We start from the raw sequence: 14453 nt of genomic DNA on the forward strand, positions 1-14453 counted from the left end.
CTGAAAAGTAGCCGAACGATGATCAGGCAAGGCAAAAGTCGGCGAAGAAGCGGAGTTGACGTCAGTCAATGAGCATTCTGAGGCGACTTTTAACGCCGCATGATCGAGTGCAGGCACTTTTCAGGCAGGATTTGATGTCCACGATAGCAGACAACATCCAACTGGTTAGTTCGCGTATTCAAGCAGCCGTCAAAGCGGCCGGACGCGATGAAAACAGCGTCCAGCTGCTGGCCGTGAGCAAGACCAAACCGGCACAAGCCCTGCGCGAAGCGTACGCCGCCGGCCTGCGCGACTTCGGCGAGAACTACCTGCAAGAGGCCTTGGGCAAGCAGCTCGAACTGGCCGACCTGCCCTTGATCTGGCACTTCATCGGCCCCATTCAGTCGAACAAGACCCGCTCGATTGCCGAGCATTTCGCCTGGGTGCACTCCGTGGATCGTCTGAAAATCGCCCAACGCCTGTCCGAACAACGCCCGGCGGATCTGCCGCCACTGAACATCTGCATTCAGGTCAACGTCAGCGGTGAAGCCAGCAAGTCCGGCTGCACCCCGCAAGACCTGCCGGCCCTGGCTCAGGCCATCAGCGCCCTGCCGCGCCTGAAACTGCGCGGGTTGATGGCGATTCCCGAGCCGACCGAAGATCGCGCCGAGCAAGACGCTGCATTCGCTGCCGTTCAGAGATTGCAAGCCGGCCTCGATCTGCCGCTCGACACACTTTCCATGGGTATGAGCCACGACCTCGAGTCGGCCATTGCCCAGGGCGCGACCTGGGTCCGTATCGGTACGGCCCTGTTCGGCGCCCGCGACTATTCCCAATCTTGACCATTTCCAGATAAGGACCTGACATGAGCAACACACGTATTGCCTTTATCGGTGCCGGCAACATGGCCGCCAGCCTGATCGGCGGCCTGCGGGCCAAGGGTCTGGAAGCTGCACACATTCGCGCCAGCGATCCGGGCGAAGAAACCCGCGCCAAAGTCAGCGCCGAACACGGCATCGAAACCTTCGCCGACAACGCCCAGGCTATCGACGGCGCTGACGTTGTCGTGCTGGCGGTCAAGCCACAGGCCATGAAAGCCGTGTGCGAAGCGATTCGCCCGAGCCTGAAACCGAATCAACTGGTGGTCTCGATCGCCGCCGGCATCACCTGCGCCAGCATGACGGCCTGGCTGGGCGAGCAGCCGATCGTGCGTTGCATGCCCAACACCCCGGCGCTGCTGCGTCAGGGCGTGAGCGGCCTGTACGCCACCGGCGCCGTGAGCGCCGAACAACGCCAACAGGCTGAAGAACTGCTGTCCGCCGTGGGCATCGCCCTGTGGCTGAACGAAGAGCAGCAACTGGACGCGGTCACCGCCGTCTCCGGTTCCGGCCCGGCGTACTTCTTCCTGCTGATCGAAGCCATGACCGCCGCCGGCGTCAAACTCGGCCTGCCGAAGGAAACCGCCGAGCAACTGACCCTGCAGACCGCTCTGGGCGCCGCGCATATGGCGGTGTCCAGTGACGTCGACGCTGCCGAACTGCGCCGCCGCGTGACCTCGCCGGCCGGCACCACGGAAGCTGCGATCAAATCGTTCCAGGCCGGCGGCTTCGAAGCCCTGGTGGAAAAAGCACTCGGCGCCGCCGCGCACCGCTCGGCCGAAATGGCCGAACAACTGGGCAAATAAGGAGCCTCACATGATTGGATTGAACACCGCAGCGGTCTACGTGCTGCAAACCCTCGGCAGCCTGTACCTGCTGATCGTGCTGCTGCGCTTCGTCCTGCAACTGGTGCGGGCGAACTTCTACAACCCGCTGTGCCAGTTCGTGGTCAAGGCCACCCAGCCGCTGCTCAAGCCACTGCGCCGGATCATTCCGAGCCTGTTCGGCCTCGACATGTCGTCGCTGGTACTGGCGATCCTCGTGCAACTGGCGCTGATGGCGCTGACCCTGCTGCTGACCTACGGCACCACCGGTAACCCGCTGCAACTGTTGATCTGGTCGCTGATCGGCGTGACGGCGCTGTTCCTGAAGATTTTCTTCTGGGCCATGATCATCAGCATCATCCTGTCCTGGGTCGCACCGGGCAGCCACAATCCGGGCGCCGAGCTGGTGAACCAGATCTGTGAACCGGCCCTGGCGCCGTTCCGCCGCATCCTGCCGAACCTCGGCGGTCTGGACCTGTCGCCGATCTTCGCCTTCCTCGTGCTGAAGCTGATCGACATGCTGGTGATCAACAACCTCGCGGCGATGACGATGATGCCGGAAATCCTGCGCCTGCTGATGTGAGCTGGTTTCGCTGGGACGGTGACGACCTGATTCTGGAGTGTCACCTGCAACCGGCCGCCCGCAGCGATGATTTCTGCGGGCTGCACGGCGATCGCCTGAAGATCCGCCTGACCGCGCCGCCGGTCGAGGGCAAGGCCAATGCCTACCTGATGGGGTTTCTGGCCAAGGCTTTTGGGGTTTCCAAGAGTCAGGTCAGTTTGCTCAGTGGTGAGCTGAACCGGCAGAAGCGAGTGCGCATCAGCGCACCGAAAAAGCTGCCGGATCTGCCGGGGCTCTGCCGCCCCTGATCGTTGCTTGCCGCTAACCCCACCGGTCTTTAGACTTACGCCTCATTTCAACGAGAGCAGGGTCGATGCCAGCTGCCTTTCCCCCCGATTCTGTTGGTCTGGTGACGCCGCAAACGGCGCACTTCAGCGAACCGCTGGCCCTGGCCTGCGGCCGTTCGCTGGCCGATTATGACCTGATCTACGAAACCTACGGCACGCTGAACGCGCAAGCGAGCAACGCCGTGCTGATCTGCCACGCCCTGTCCGGCCACCACCATGCCGCTGGTTATCACAGCGTCGACGACCGCAAGCCCGGTTGGTGGGACAGCTGCATCGGCCCCGGCAAGCCGATCGACACCAACAAGTTCTTCGTGGTCAGCCTGAACAACCTCGGCGGTTGCAACGGCTCCACCGGCCCGAGCAGCCTCAATCCGGAAACCGGCAAGCCGTTCGGCGCCGACTTCCCGGTGCTGACCGTGGAAGACTGGGTACACAGCCAGGCACGTCTGGCCGACCTGCTTGGCATCGGCCAATGGGCCGCGGTGATCGGTGGCAGCCTCGGCGGCATGCAGGCGCTGCAATGGACCATCACGTATCCGGATCGCGTGCGCCACTGCCTGGCCATCGCCTCGGCCCCCAAGCTGTCGGCGCAGAACATCGCCTTCAACGAAGTGGCGCGCCAGGCGATCCTCACCGACCCGGAATTCCACGGCGGCTCGTTCCAGGAACACGGCGTGATCCCCAAGCGCGGCCTGATGCTGGCGCGGATGGTCGGGCACATTACCTACCTGTCAGACGACTCCATGGGCGAGAAATTCGGCCGTGGCCTGAAGAGCGAAAAGCTCAACTACGACTTCCACAGTGTCGAGTTCCAGGTCGAAAGCTACCTGCGCTATCAGGGCGAAGAGTTCTCCGGGCGCTTCGATGCCAACACCTATCTGTTGATGACCAAGGCGCTGGACTACTTCGATCCGGCAGCGAACTTCAACGATAACCTGGCGAAAACCTTCGAAGGTGCAAAAGCCAGGTTCTGCGTGATGTCGTTCACCACCGACTGGCGCTTCTCCCCGGCCCGTTCGCGGGAACTGGTGGACGCGCTGATGGCCGCGCGCAAGGACGTCAGTTACCTGGAAATCGACGCACCCCAGGGCCACGACGCCTTCCTGATTCCGATCCCGCGTTATTTGCAGGCGTTCGGCAATTACATGAACCGCATTACGTTGTGAGAAAGCCATGAGAGCTGATCTGGAAATCATCCAGGAATGGATCCCCGCCGGCAGCCGCGTGCTCGACCTCGGCTGCGGTGACGGCGAGTTGCTGACCTGGCTGCGCGACCACAAGCAGGTCACCGGCTATGGCCTGGAAAACGACCCGGACAACATCGCCGAGTGCGTGGCCAAGGGCATCAACGTCATCGAGCAGGACCTGGACAAAGGCCTGGGCAACTTCGCCAGCAACAGCTTCGATATCGTGGTGATGACCCAGGCCCTGCAAGCCGTGCACTACCCGGACAAGATCCTCGACGAAATGCTGCGGGTCGGCCGCCAGTGCATCATCACCTTCCCCAACTTCGGTCACTGGCGCTGCCGCTGGTACCTGGCGAGCAAGGGCCGGATGCCGGTGTCGGAATTCCTGCCGTACACCTGGTACAACACGCCGAACATCCACTTCTGCACCTTCGAAGACTTTGAAGAACTTTGTCGCGAACGTGAGGCGAAGGTCATTGATCGGCTTGCCGTGGATCAACAGCACCGCCACGGGTGGGCCAGTAAGCTATGGCCTAATCTGTTAGGTGAGATCGGTATCTACCGCGTCAGCAGCCCGGGGCTTGCGGATCACAGAATCGCGGTCTGAACCACGACATTGCGAGGAGAACGAACATGGGACGCTTGATTACCGCGCTATTGGCCGCCTGCCTGAGCCTGTCGGCCGTGGCCGCCGATGCCATCAAGGGCGAACGCAAGGAAGTGTTCGGTGATGTCACCGTGCATTACAACACCTTCAACTCGACCTTCCTGACGCCGGACATCGCCAAGGCTGCCGAGCTGATCCGCAGCAAGAACCAGGGTGTGATCAATGTCTCGGTAATCAAGGACGGCAAGCCGCTGATCGCCCAGGTCACCGGCACCGTCAAGGACCTGACCAGCCAGAGCGTGCCGCTGACCTTCCGCCAGATCACCGAACAGGGCGCGATCTACTACATCGCCCAGTACCCGGTGGAGCAGCAGGAAACCCGCACCTTTGAAATCAAGGTGCAGACCGGCGACAAGATCAACACCCTCAATTTCAACCAAGAGCTTTTCCCTGGCCAATGATCAATCTCACGCAACTCGTACTGGCCAGCCATAACGCCGGCAAACTCAAGGAACTCCAGGCCATGCTCGGCGATTCGGTGCAACTGCGCTCGATCGGCGAATTCAGCAGCGTGGAGCCGGAAGAAACCGGTCTGTCGTTCGTCGAGAACGCGATCCTCAAGGCCCGCAATGCCGCGCGCATTTCCGGTCTGCCGGCGCTGGCCGACGATTCGGGCCTGGCGGTGGATTTCCTCGGCGGTGCGCCGGGCATCTACTCGGCGCGCTACGCCGACGGCAAGGGCGATGCGGCGAACAACGCCAAGCTGCTCGACGCTTTGAAGGATGTGCCTGAAGCCGAGCGCGGCGCGCAGTTCGTCTGCGTACTGGCACTGGTGCGTCATGCCGATGATCCGCTGCCGATCCTCTGTGAAGGTCTGTGGCACGGGCGCATCCTGACCGCTGCCAGCGGTGAGCACGGTTTCGGCTACGACCCGCTGTTCTGGGTGCCGGAGCGTAACGTGTCCAGCGCCGAGCTGAGCCCGGGCGACAAGAACCAGATCAGCCACCGCGCCCGTGCAATGGATCTGCTGCGCCAGCGTCTGGGCTTGAAATGACCGATAGCTCCCGTGCGTCGTCGCTGATTATCGGCGGCGCCGCCTCCTCGCCTCGGGCGCCGTTGCCGACGCTGCCGCCCCTGGCGCTGTACATCCACATCCCGTGGTGTGTGCGCAAATGCCCCTATTGCGACTTCAACTCCCACACCGCCAGCCCGGTGCTGCCGGAGCAGGAGTACGTCGACGCGATGCTGGCCGACCTCGATCAGGATCTGCACGCGGTGTACGGCCGTGAGTTGAGTTCGATCTTTTTTGGCGGCGGCACGCCGAGCCTGTTCAGCGCCGAAGCCCTTGGTCGCTTGCTGGAAGGCGTGAAACAACGCATTGCGTTTGCCGATGACATCGAAATCACCCTGGAAGCCAACCCTGGGACTTTCGAGCAAGAAAAGTTCGTCGCCTACCGCAAACTGGGGATCAATCGCCTGTCGATCGGCATCCAGAGCTTCCAGCAGGAAAAGCTCAAGGCCCTCGGCCGTATCCACAACGGCGACGAAGCGGTACGCGCAGCTGGCATGGCGCGCCAGGCCGGGTTCGATAACTTCAACCTCGACTTGATGCACGGCCTGCCGGACCAGTCGCTGGACGATGCCCTGAGCGATCTGCGCCAGGCCATCGCCCTGAAGCCGACGCACATTTCCTGGTATCAGTTGACGCTGGAGCCGAACACCGTGTTCTGGAACCAGCCGCCGGTGCTGCCGGAAGACGACACGCTGTGGGACATTCAAGAGGCCGGGCAGGCGCTGCTGGCCGAGCACGGTTACGCGCAGTACGAAGTTTCGGCGTATGCCCAACCGGGTCGCCCGGCGCGGCATAACCTCAATTACTGGAGCTTCGGAGACTTCATCGGCATCGGCGCCGGCGCTCACGGCAAGCTCAGCCATCCGGACGGGCGTATCGTGCGCACCTGGAAGACGCGCTTGCCGAAGGATTACCTCAACCCGGCCAAAAGCTTCCAGGCCGGCGAGAAAGCCCTGACCAATGACGAGATGCCGTTCGAGTTCCTGATGAACGCCCTGCGCCTGACCGCCGGCGTCGAATCGCGCCTGTACCCGGAGCGCACCGGCCTGCCGCTGGAGAGCCTCGACGAACACCGGCGCGAGGCCGAACAAAGCGGTCTGTTGCAGGTCGAACCGTCACGTCTGGCGGCCACCGAGCGCGGACAACTGTTCCTCAACGACTTGCTGCAGAAATTTCTGAGCTGATCGCTCTTAAGGAAACCGCATGGATTTGATACTCGACTTGCTCGCCACCGTGTCCCGCTGGAGCCGCAGCAACCTCTCGGAAATCGCTCTGGCCCTGGTGGGCTGTCTGCTGGTGCTGTTCGGCGCTGACTTCAAGGGCTGGGTCGAGCAACGCCTCGGCAGCATCGCCGGCGCCCTGCGCGTGCCGTTGATGGCCCTGCTGTGCATGATCGGCAGCGGCGCGGCGCTGATCTACGCCACACCCTGGGTGGTGAAGGGCTTGAGCCAGTTCAACAACTACAGCCTGGCGCCGGTGTTGTTGGTGGTGCTGGTGTTGATTGGCGTAGTGGCCGACCGCCGCTGATTTTCAGTACACACAGAACGCAAATGTGGGAGCGGGCTTGCTCGCGAAAGCGGTAGATCATTCGATATTGATATCGACTGAAATGACGCCTTCGCGAGCAAGCCCGCTCCCACATTTATTGTTGCGTGATATTCAGGACTGCTTTTCGAACTTCAAATCCCACACGCCATGCCCAAGACGTTCGCCGCGGCGTTCGAACTTGGTGATCGGCCGTTCGGCCGGGCGGGGTACGCACTTGCCGTCTTCGGCGAGGTTGCGATAGCCCGGGGCGACATTCATCACTTCCAGCATGTATTCGGCGTACGGCTCCCAGTCGGTGGCCATGTGCAGAATGCCGCCAACCTTCAGCTTGCTGCGCACCAGTTCAGCGAAGGACGCCTGAACGATACGGCGCTTGTGGTGACGGCTCTTGTGCCACGGATCCGGGAAAAACAGCATCAGGCGATCGAGGCTGTTGTCGGCGATGCAGCGGTTGAGCACTTCGATCGCGTCGCAATCGTAGACCCGCAGGTTGGTCAGGCCCTGAGTCAGCACGCCGTTGAGCAGTGCGCCGACACCCGGACGGTGAACCTCGACACCGATGAAATCCTGCTCCGGCGCCGCAGCGGCCATTTCCAGCAGCGAGTGGCCCATGCCGAAACCGATCTCCAGCGAACGCGGCGCGGAACGGCCGAACACCTGGTCGTAGTCCACCGGCGCATCGGCCAGCGGCAGGACGAACTTCGGCGCGCCCTGATCCAGGCCGCGCTGCTGGCCTTCGGTCATGCGCCCGGCGCGCATCACAAAACTCTTGATGCGGCGGTGTTGGCGCTCGTCGCCTTCTTCCGTCTGGATTGGCGTGTCGTTCGATTCAGTCATCAATAGCTCTTACTTGATCAGACCATCCAGCGGCGAAGAGGCGCTGGCATAGAGTTTTTTCGGCATGCGGCCGGCGAGGTAGGCCAGGCGGCCCGCGACGATCGCGTGTTTCATGGCTTCGGCCATCATGATCGGCTGCTGGGCGTGGGCGATGGCCGAGTTCATCAGCACGGCGTCACAGCCCAGTTCCATGGAGATGGTGGCGTCGGAAGCGGTGCCGACACCGGCATCCACCAGCACCGGGATTTTGGCTTCTTCGAGGATGATCTGCAGGTTGTACGGGTTGCAGATCCCCAGACCCGAACCGATCAGGCCAGCCAGCGGCATCACCGCGATGCAGCCGATTTCCGCCAGTTGCCGGGCGATGATCGGGTCGTCGCTGGTGTAAACCATCACGTCGAAGCCTTCCTTGACCAGCACTTCGGCGGCCTTGAGGGTTTCGATCACGTTGGGGAACAGGGTTTTCTGGTCAGCCAGCACTTCCAGCTTCACCAGGTTGTGGCCGTCGAGCAGCTCACGGGCCAGGCGGCAGGTGCGCACGGCCTCGACCGCGTCGTAGCAGCCGGCGGTGTTCGGCAGGAAGGTGTAGCGATCCGGCGACAGCACTTCGAGCAGGTTCGGCTCGCCTTCGATCTGGCCCAGGTTGGTGCGGCGCACCGCGAAGGTGACGATCTCGGCACCCGAGGCTTCGATGGCCAGGCGGGTTTCTTCCATGTCACGGTACTTGCCGGTACCGACCAGCAAACGCGACTGGTAAGTACGACCGGCCAGAACGAAAGGCTTGTCGCTACGAACGATGCTCATGGGGAATCCTCTGTTGGGGTGAGGGTCTTGCAGAATTCTCGGCCCATGCAGGCGTGGCCATCAGCCGCCGCCGATGGCGTGCACGACTTCGACGTTGTCGCCGTCGTTCAAAGTGGTGTCGGCATGCTGGCTGCGCGGGACGATATCCAGATTGAGTTCGACCGCGACGCGGCGCCCGGTCAGATCCAGACGGGTCAGCAGGGCCGCAACGGTTTCACCGTCGGGCAGTTCAAAGGATTCACCGTTCAACTGAATGCGCATGCGCAACGCCGCCATCACTTTTTAGGGGGTGGCATTCTAGCCCGATCATGACCTAAAGGTCAGCACCAAGCGTCAAGCGGTTGGATACAGGCGCCAGGCGGCCAGCCCCAGGCACAGCCAGCCAATCAGGAATGCCAGACCGCCGAACGGGGTGATGATGCCGAGCTTGCCGATGCCGAGGGTGGTCAGCAGGTACAGGCTGCCGGAGAACAACAGGATGCCGACGCTGAACGAGATGCCGGCCCAGGCGACCAGCCGCCCCTGAAGCTGCGTGGCCAGCAGCGCCACGCCAAACAGCGCCAGCGCATGCACCAGTTGATAGGTAACGCCGGTGTGGAAGATCGCCAGGTATTCGGGTGTCAGGCGGTTTTTCAAGCCATGGGCGGCGAATGCGCCGAGGCCGACACCGGTGAAACCAAAGAAGGCAGCCAGCATCAGAAAGCTACGCAGCATGTAGAACTCCAGTCAGACTCGATCGGCAGGGTCTGTATAATGGCCCGCTCAACCGGTTCGGCCAAGCCATCTCTATGCTGCGTATATTTCTCCGTCGTTTCACGAAGGCCCTGCTCTGGTTCGCGGGCGGCAGCGTATTGCTGGTGTTGGTGTTTCGCTTCGTGCCGCCACCGTTCACGGCGCTGATGGTCGAGCGCAAGATCGAATCCTGGGTCGACGGCGAGCCGATCGACCTGCAACGCACCTGGAAGCCGTGGGACGAGATTTCCGATGACCTGAAGGTCGCGGTGATTGCCGGCGAAGACCAGAAATTCCCCGAGCACTGGGGGTTTGACCTGAGTGCGATCAAGGCCGCACTGGCCCACAACGAGCTCGGCGGTTCGATCCGTGGTGCCAGCACCTTGAGCCAGCAAGTGTCGAAGAACCTGTTCTTGTGGTCCGGCCGCAGCTATCTGCGCAAGGGCCTGGAGGCGTGGTTCACCGCGCTGATCGAAGTGTTCTGGCCCAAGCAGCGGATTCTCGAGGTGTACCTGAACAGCGTCGAGTGGGATGACGGCGTGTTTGGTGCCGAAGCGGCGGCAAGGCATCACTTTGGCGCAGGCGCCAGGTCGCTGTCCCGGCAGCAGGCGAGTTATCTGGCGGCTGTGCTGCCGAATCCCCGGGTCTGGAGCGCCAGTCATCCGACCGCTTACGTGTCGCGCCGGGCCGGCTGGATTCGCCAGCAAATGAGCCAGCTGGGTGGCGACAGCTACCTGCTGACACTCAATGATTCGCGCCGCGCGCCCTGGGCCCAATGACTTGCTGACAGGCAAACAAAAACGCCCCGATCATCACTGATCGGGGCGTTTTTTTATTGCCGGACTACCGGTTATGCGGCAATCGACAACTTGAGCTTGTTCATCGCGCTCTTCTCGAGCTGACGGATCCGCTCGGCCGACACGTTGTACTTCTGCGCCAGGTCGTGCAGCGTGGCTTTCTCTTCTGCCAGCCAGCGCTGGTAGAGGATGTCGCGGCTGCGTTCGTCCAGCACTTCCAGCGCTTCGTGCAGGTTGTGATTGGAGTTGTCGCTCCAGTCGGCATCTTCCAGTTGACGCGCCGGGTCGTACCGGTGGTCTTCGAGGTAGTTGGCCGGCGACTGGAAAGCGCTGTCGTCGTCTGCTTCCGCAGCCGGGTCGAAGGCCATGTCATGGCCGGTCAGGCGACTTTCCATCTCACGCACTTCACGCGGCTCGACGCCGAGGCTTTCCGCCACACGGTGGACTTCCTCGTTGTTCAGCCAGGCCAGACGTTTCTTCTGGCTGCGCAGGTTGAAGAACAGCTTGCGCTGGGCCTTGGTGGTCGCGACTTTCACGATCCGCCAGTTGCGCAGGATGAACTCGTGAATCTCGGCCTTGATCCAGTGCACCGCGAAGGACACCAGACGCACGCCCATTTCCGGGTTGAAACGCTTCACGGCCTTCATCAGGCCGACGTTACCTTCCTGGATCAGGTCAGCCTGAGCCAGACCGTAGCCGGAATAGCTACGGGCGATGTGTACGACAAACCGCAGGTGGGCGAGCACCATCTGCCGAGCCGCCCCCAGATCCTGCTCATAGTAGAGACTCTCGGCCAGTTCACGCTCCTGCTCCGGCGTCAGCAATGGAATGCTGTTGACGGTGTGCACGTAGGCTTCCAGGTTTGCGCCTGGAACCAATGCATACGCAGGTTGCAAAGAATTGGACATACGGAAAAACCTCCGACTTACATACTCATGCTTTTCAGCATTGCGAAAAATTGACCGGAAACTCAAATGAAAGTTTCCTTAACCACTGAAAGGTCAATCACGCGCAAAAAAGATTCTACTTCGGCGCCAGCTCCCTGAGATGACGTGCGACTGCAATCCATGCACCGATATAACCCAACAGCACCGCGCCAAGCAAGAGCGACAGACCATCGGCAACTGGCACGCCGGCCAGTGCGAAATCGCTGCCGTACAAGCCGGCCAGCCCGACCACCGCATCGTTCAGCCAGTTCAGGCCGAACGCCAATACACCCCAGGACAGCAGCCCCGCACCGAAGCCATACAACGCGCCCATATAAAGGAAGGGACGACGCACATAGCTGTCGGTGCCGCCGACGAGTTTAATCACTTCTATCTCGGTGCGGCGGTTTTCAATATGAAGACGAATGGTATTGCCTATCACCAAAAGTAATGCGGAAACCAGCAACACCGTCAGACCGAACACGAAACGGTCACCGAGCTTGAGGATGGCGGCCAGACGCTCGACCCAGACTAGATCAAGTTGCGCCTGTTGTACCTTGGGCAGCTCGGAAAGTTTTTGTCTTAATGCTTCCAGGGTCGACTTGTCGACCTCGTTCGGCGTCACCAGCACCACGCCCGGCAACGGGTTTTCCGGCAGCTCGCGCAGGGCTTCGCCCAGGCCCGACTGCTGCTGGAACTCTTCCAGCGCCTGGTCGCGACCGACATATTCGGCATCAGCTACGCCCGGCATGGCTTTGATCTGATCACGCAACGCTTCGCCCTGAGCGGGACTGGCCTCGAGCTCCAGGTACAGCGAGATCTGCGCCGCGCGCTGCCACGAACCGCCGAGGCGCTCAACGTTGCTCAGCAACAGCGAAAGGCCCATCGGCAGACTCAGCGCAACCGCCATCACCATGCAGGTGAAGAAGCTGCCGATCGGCTGCTTGCCGAGACGCCGCAGGCTGTCGATCCAGCTGGCGCGATGGCTTTCGATCCAGGCACGGAACAACGTGGCAAAGTCCGGGCCATCGTCATCGTCGTGCTTTTTCTTCTTTGGCGGTTGCGGATCGGCGGCCTTCGGGGCCACACGCTCGGAAACCTTCGGACTACGTGTCGCACTCATACGCCGGCCTCCCCGTCGCCGATCAATCGGCCGCGTTGCAGGGTCAGCATGCGATGGCGCATGCGCGCAATCAGCGCCAGGTCGTGACTGGCGATCAGCACGCTGGTGCCCAGACGGTTGATGTCTTCGAAAACGCCCATGATCTCGGCCGCCAGACGCGGGTCGAGGTTACCGGTCGGTTCGTCCGCCAGCAGCAAAGCCGGACGGTGAACGATGGCGCGGGCAATGCCAACGCGCTGTTGCTGACCGGTGGACAGATCGCCCGGATACAGCTCGGCCTTGTCCGACAGCGCCACGCGCTCCAGCGCCGAATCGACGCGCTTGGCGATCTCGACCTTGGACAGCCCGAGAATCTGCAACGGCAGCGCGACGTTGTTGAACACCGTGCGATCGAACAGCAGTTGATGGTTCTGGAACACCACGCCGATCTGCCGACGCAGGAACGGAATCTGCGCATTGCTGATGGTGCTCAGGTCCTGCCCGGCCAACAGCAGCTTGCCACTGGTCGGACGCTCCATCGCCAGCAGCAGACGCAACAACGTGGATTTACCGGCACCGGAGTGGCCGGTGACAAACAGGAACTCGCCGCGACGGACTCGAAAGCTCAGCTCATGCAAGCCGACGTGACCGTTCGGGTAGCGCTTACCGACCTGTTCGAAACGAATCATGAACGCTCCCGCTCGGCAAACAGTGCCTGGACAAAGGGTTCGGCTTCAAAGGTACGCAGATCGTCGATGCCTTCACCGACGCCGATGTAGCGGATCGGCAGGCCGAATTGCTTGGCCAGGGCGAAAATCACCCCGCCCTTGGCGGTGCCGTCGAGCTTGGTCAGCGCCAGGCCGGTCAGTTCGACGGTCTGGTTGAATTGCTTGGCCTGGTTGATGGCGTTCTGGCCGGTGCCGGCGTCGAGTACCAGCAGCACTTCGTGCGGCGCATCGGCGTCGAGCTTGCCGATCACCCGGCGAACCTTTTTCAGTTCTTCCATCAGGTTGTCTTTGGTGTGCAGACGACCGGCGGTGTCGGCGATCAGCACATCGATGCCACGGGCCTTGGCGGCCTGCACGGCGTCGAAGATCACCGAAGCCGAGTCCGCGCCGGTGTGCTGGGCAATCACCGGGATCTTGTTGCGCTCACCCCAGACCTGCAACTGCTCGACAGCGGCGGCGCGGAAGGTGTCACCGGCGGCCAACATGACTTTCTTGCCTTCCAGCTGCAGTTTCTTCGCCAGTTTGCCGATGGTAGTGGTCTTGCCGGCGCCGTTGACGCCGACCACCAGAATCACGAACGGCTTGTTCTGGGAAACGATCTTCAGCGGCTGCTCGACCGGTTTGAGCATTGCCGCCAGCTCGGCCTGCAGGGATTTGTACAGGGCGTCGGAATCGGCCAGCTCTTTACGCGCGACCTTCTGGGTCAGGCGCTGGATGATCACCGAAGTCGCCTCGACGCCAACGTCGGCCGTCAGCAGGCGGGTTTCGAGATCGTCGAGCAGATCGTCATCGATGGCTTTCTTGCCGAGGAACAGGCTGGCCATGCCCTCGCCGATGCTGGCGCTGGTCTTGGACAGGCCTTGCTTGAGGCGGGCGAAGAAGCCGGCTTTGGTTTCTTCGGGGCGCGGGGCCTCGACCGGGGTTTCAACCTGGATTTCCACAGGAGCGAATGGCGCTACGGCGACCGGTGCAGGTGCAGGTGCAGGTGCAGGTGCAGGTGCAGGTGCAGGCTCGGGCGCTTCAACAATCGGAGCAACCGGAGCAACCGGGGCAGCAACCACAGGTTCTGGAATGACCGGAGCAGCTTCCACCACCGGCGCCTGAACAGGTTCGGGGGCGAACGCAACCGGCGCGGGAATCGTTGGCGTAACGTGCGGCGCGGCCTCTTCGACCAGCGCCACCGGCTCTTCTGCTACCGGCAAGGTCAGCCACGGTTCGCTGGCCGGGGTCAGCGGCAACTCGGCGGCAGCCGGCGCTTCTGGCTCGGCCTCGGCCACCGGTTGCAGCACCGGCTCGGCAATCGGCAGCACAACCGGCGCCGGCGCTTCTTCTATTACGGGAGCGGGCGCAGGGGCCGGCTCAGGAATGGCAGTCGGCTGTTCGACGACGGGTTCCTGCGGTTTCTTGCGCAGCCATCCGAACAGGCCTTTCTTCTCGCCAGCCGCAGCTGGGGTCTTCTTGTCGTCGTTGGAACCAAACATGGAGGACGGCTATCTCACGGTAGCGACGCGCCACAGGGGCGC

General features: G+C 62.1%; 19 protein-coding genes. 11 read left to right on the forward strand and 8 right to left on the reverse strand.

The genetic code is table 11. From position 1 onward, the window contains the following. Nucleotides 1-134 precede the first annotated feature (134 nt). The 10 genes from PDR5_RS27045 to PDR5_RS27090 all read left to right on the forward strand — a co-directional run bounded on the left by PDR5_RS27045 (nucleotide 135) and on the right by PDR5_RS27090 (nucleotide 6983). Nucleotides 135-821, forward strand: a complete 687-nt coding sequence (locus tag PDR5_RS27045) for a YggS family pyridoxal phosphate-dependent enzyme (RefSeq protein ID WP_064600083.1) — start codon at nucleotides 135-137, stop codon at nucleotides 819-821. A 23-nt stretch (nucleotides 822-844) separates the two neighbouring features. Further along, entirely contained in the window at nucleotides 845-1663 is an 819-nt protein-coding gene (proC, locus tag PDR5_RS27050) for a pyrroline-5-carboxylate reductase (protein WP_064600085.1), read from the forward strand. 10 nt (nucleotides 1664-1673) lie between these two features. Then, complete coding sequence (locus tag PDR5_RS27055) at nucleotides 1674-2264, forward strand: YggT family protein (RefSeq protein WP_011336374.1); 591 nt, start codon at nucleotides 1674-1676, stop codon at nucleotides 2262-2264. After that, entirely contained in the window at nucleotides 2261-2551 is a 291-nt protein-coding gene (locus PDR5_RS27060) for a DUF167 domain-containing protein (RefSeq protein WP_064600087.1), read from the forward strand. The genes PDR5_RS27055 and PDR5_RS27060 overlap by 4 nt, the downstream gene beginning before the upstream one ends. Nucleotides 2552-2616: 65 nt before the next feature. Then, the gene (metX, locus tag PDR5_RS27065) at nucleotides 2617-3756 is read left to right on the forward strand and encodes a homoserine O-succinyltransferase MetX (RefSeq protein ID WP_039767930.1); all 1140 of its coding nucleotides are present in this window, start codon (nucleotides 2617-2619) and stop codon (nucleotides 3754-3756) included. Between the two features lie 7 nt (nucleotides 3757-3763). Next, nucleotides 3764-4384: a methionine biosynthesis protein MetW gene (metW, locus tag PDR5_RS27070; RefSeq protein WP_011336377.1), complete on the forward strand. Its 621-nt coding sequence runs from the start codon at nucleotides 3764-3766 to the stop codon at nucleotides 4382-4384. A gap of 26 nt (nucleotides 4385-4410) precedes the next feature. Beyond that, complete coding sequence (locus PDR5_RS27075; protein WP_011336378.1) at nucleotides 4411-4845, forward strand: DUF4426 domain-containing protein; 435 nt, start codon at nucleotides 4411-4413, stop codon at nucleotides 4843-4845. Beyond that, the gene (gene rdgB, locus PDR5_RS27080) at nucleotides 4842-5438 is read left to right on the forward strand and encodes an RdgB/HAM1 family non-canonical purine NTP pyrophosphatase (protein ID WP_064600089.1); all 597 of its coding nucleotides are present in this window, start codon (nucleotides 4842-4844) and stop codon (nucleotides 5436-5438) included. The genes PDR5_RS27075 and rdgB overlap by 4 nt, the downstream gene beginning before the upstream one ends. Next, the gene (gene hemW / locus PDR5_RS27085) at nucleotides 5435-6640 is read left to right on the forward strand and encodes a radical SAM family heme chaperone HemW (RefSeq protein ID WP_064600091.1); all 1206 of its coding nucleotides are present in this window, start codon (nucleotides 5435-5437) and stop codon (nucleotides 6638-6640) included. Before rdgB ends, hemW begins: the two co-directional genes overlap by 4 nt. Before the next feature lie 19 nt (nucleotides 6641-6659). Next, complete coding sequence (locus PDR5_RS27090; RefSeq protein WP_011336381.1) at nucleotides 6660-6983, forward strand: DUF3392 domain-containing protein; 324 nt, start codon at nucleotides 6660-6662, stop codon at nucleotides 6981-6983. Between the two features lie 132 nt (nucleotides 6984-7115). Here PDR5_RS27090 and trmB read toward each other — a convergent pair whose 3' ends face one another. The 4 genes from trmB to PDR5_RS27110 all read right to left on the reverse strand — a co-directional run bounded on the left by trmB (nucleotide 7116) and on the right by PDR5_RS27110 (nucleotide 9359). After that, entirely contained in the window at nucleotides 7116-7841 is a 726-nt protein-coding gene (gene trmB, locus PDR5_RS27095) for a tRNA (guanosine(46)-N7)-methyltransferase TrmB (RefSeq protein WP_039767926.1), read from the reverse strand. Between the two features lie 9 nt (nucleotides 7842-7850). Next, a complete protein-coding gene (locus PDR5_RS27100; protein ID WP_007953385.1) occupies nucleotides 7851-8645 on the reverse strand; it encodes a thiazole synthase in 795 nt (264 codons plus the stop codon). Between the two features lie 60 nt (nucleotides 8646-8705). Further along, the gene (gene thiS / locus PDR5_RS27105) at nucleotides 8706-8906 is read right to left on the reverse strand and encodes a sulfur carrier protein ThiS (protein ID WP_007953386.1); all 201 of its coding nucleotides are present in this window, start codon (nucleotides 8904-8906) and stop codon (nucleotides 8706-8708) included. 72 nt (nucleotides 8907-8978) lie between these two features. Further along, a complete protein-coding gene (locus tag PDR5_RS27110; protein WP_064600093.1) occupies nucleotides 8979-9359 on the reverse strand; it encodes a DUF423 domain-containing protein in 381 nt (126 codons plus the stop codon). A gap of 74 nt (nucleotides 9360-9433) precedes the next feature. Between PDR5_RS27110 and mtgA the strand changes: the two genes are divergently transcribed. After that, a complete protein-coding gene (gene mtgA, locus PDR5_RS27115; protein WP_064600095.1) occupies nucleotides 9434-10156 on the forward strand; it encodes a monofunctional biosynthetic peptidoglycan transglycosylase in 723 nt (240 codons plus the stop codon). Nucleotides 10157-10227: 71 nt separating this feature from the next. Here the strand turns inward: mtgA and rpoH are convergent, their stop codons facing one another. The 4 genes from rpoH to ftsY all read right to left on the reverse strand — a co-directional run bounded on the left by rpoH (nucleotide 10228) and on the right by ftsY (nucleotide 14411). Beyond that, entirely contained in the window at nucleotides 10228-11082 is an 855-nt protein-coding gene (rpoH, locus tag PDR5_RS27120; protein WP_007953393.1) for an RNA polymerase sigma factor RpoH, read from the reverse strand. Nucleotides 11083-11197: 115 nt separating this feature from the next. Continuing rightward, a complete protein-coding gene (ftsX, locus tag PDR5_RS27125) occupies nucleotides 11198-12223 on the reverse strand; it encodes a permease-like cell division protein FtsX (protein ID WP_064600097.1) in 1026 nt (341 codons plus the stop codon). After that, nucleotides 12220-12891 carry a cell division ATP-binding protein FtsE gene (gene ftsE, locus PDR5_RS27130; protein ID WP_007953396.1) on the reverse strand — a complete coding sequence of 224 codons (672 nt, stop codon included), beginning with the start codon at nucleotides 12889-12891 and terminating at the stop codon, nucleotides 12220-12222. Before ftsE ends, ftsX begins: the two co-directional genes overlap by 4 nt. Continuing rightward, entirely contained in the window at nucleotides 12888-14411 is a 1524-nt protein-coding gene (gene ftsY, locus PDR5_RS27135) for a signal recognition particle-docking protein FtsY (RefSeq protein WP_064600100.1), read from the reverse strand. The genes ftsE and ftsY overlap by 4 nt, the downstream gene beginning before the upstream one ends. Between the last annotated feature and the right edge of the window lie 42 nt (nucleotides 14412-14453).

The sequence above is a fragment of the Pseudomonas sp. DR 5-09 genome (assembly GCF_001655595.1).
Lineage (GTDB): Bacteria > Pseudomonadota > Gammaproteobacteria > Pseudomonadales > Pseudomonadaceae > Aquipseudomonas > Aquipseudomonas pharyngis.

Bases quoted from the DNA above. Each gene is read 5' to 3' on its own strand.
- mtgA (WP_064600095.1), top strand. From the start codon at position 9,434: ATGCTGCGTATATTTCTCCGTCGTTTCACGAAGGCCCTGCTCTGGTTC.
- ftsX (WP_064600097.1), bottom strand. From the start codon at position 12,223: ATGAGTGCGACACGTAGTCCGAAGGTTTCCGAGCGTGTGGCCCCGAAG.
- hemW (WP_064600091.1), top strand. From the start codon at position 5,435: ATGACCGATAGCTCCCGTGCGTCGTCGCTGATTATCGGCGGCGCCGCC.
- PDR5_RS27100 (WP_007953385.1), bottom strand. From the start codon at position 8,645: ATGAGCATCGTTCGTAGCGACAAGCCTTTCGTTCTGGCCGGTCGTACT.
- PDR5_RS27045 (WP_064600083.1), top strand. From the start codon at position 135: ATGTCCACGATAGCAGACAACATCCAACTGGTTAGTTCGCGTATTCAA.
- PDR5_RS27110 (WP_064600093.1), bottom strand. From the start codon at position 9,359: ATGCTGCGTAGCTTTCTGATGCTGGCTGCCTTCTTTGGTTTCACCGGT.
- metX (WP_039767930.1), top strand. From the start codon at position 2,617: ATGCCAGCTGCCTTTCCCCCCGATTCTGTTGGTCTGGTGACGCCGCAA.
- rdgB (WP_064600089.1), top strand. From the start codon at position 4,842: ATGATCAATCTCACGCAACTCGTACTGGCCAGCCATAACGCCGGCAAA.
- PDR5_RS27075 (WP_011336378.1), top strand. From the start codon at position 4,411: ATGGGACGCTTGATTACCGCGCTATTGGCCGCCTGCCTGAGCCTGTCG.
- PDR5_RS27055 (WP_011336374.1), top strand. From the start codon at position 1,674: ATGATTGGATTGAACACCGCAGCGGTCTACGTGCTGCAAACCCTCGGC.
- proC (WP_064600085.1), top strand. From the start codon at position 845: ATGAGCAACACACGTATTGCCTTTATCGGTGCCGGCAACATGGCCGCC.
- PDR5_RS27090 (WP_011336381.1), top strand. From the start codon at position 6,660: ATGGATTTGATACTCGACTTGCTCGCCACCGTGTCCCGCTGGAGCCGC.
- thiS (WP_007953386.1), bottom strand. From the start codon at position 8,906: ATGCGCATTCAGTTGAACGGTGAATCCTTTGAACTGCCCGACGGTGAA.
- ftsE (WP_007953396.1), bottom strand. From the start codon at position 12,891: ATGATTCGTTTCGAACAGGTCGGTAAGCGCTACCCGAACGGTCACGTC.
- metW (WP_011336377.1), top strand. From the start codon at position 3,764: ATGAGAGCTGATCTGGAAATCATCCAGGAATGGATCCCCGCCGGCAGC.
- rpoH (WP_007953393.1), bottom strand. From the start codon at position 11,082: ATGTCCAATTCTTTGCAACCTGCGTATGCATTGGTTCCAGGCGCAAAC.
- ftsY (WP_064600100.1), bottom strand. From the start codon at position 14,411: ATGTTTGGTTCCAACGACGACAAGAAGACCCCAGCTGCGGCTGGCGAG.
- trmB (WP_039767926.1), bottom strand. From the start codon at position 7,841: ATGACTGAATCGAACGACACGCCAATCCAGACGGAAGAAGGCGACGAG.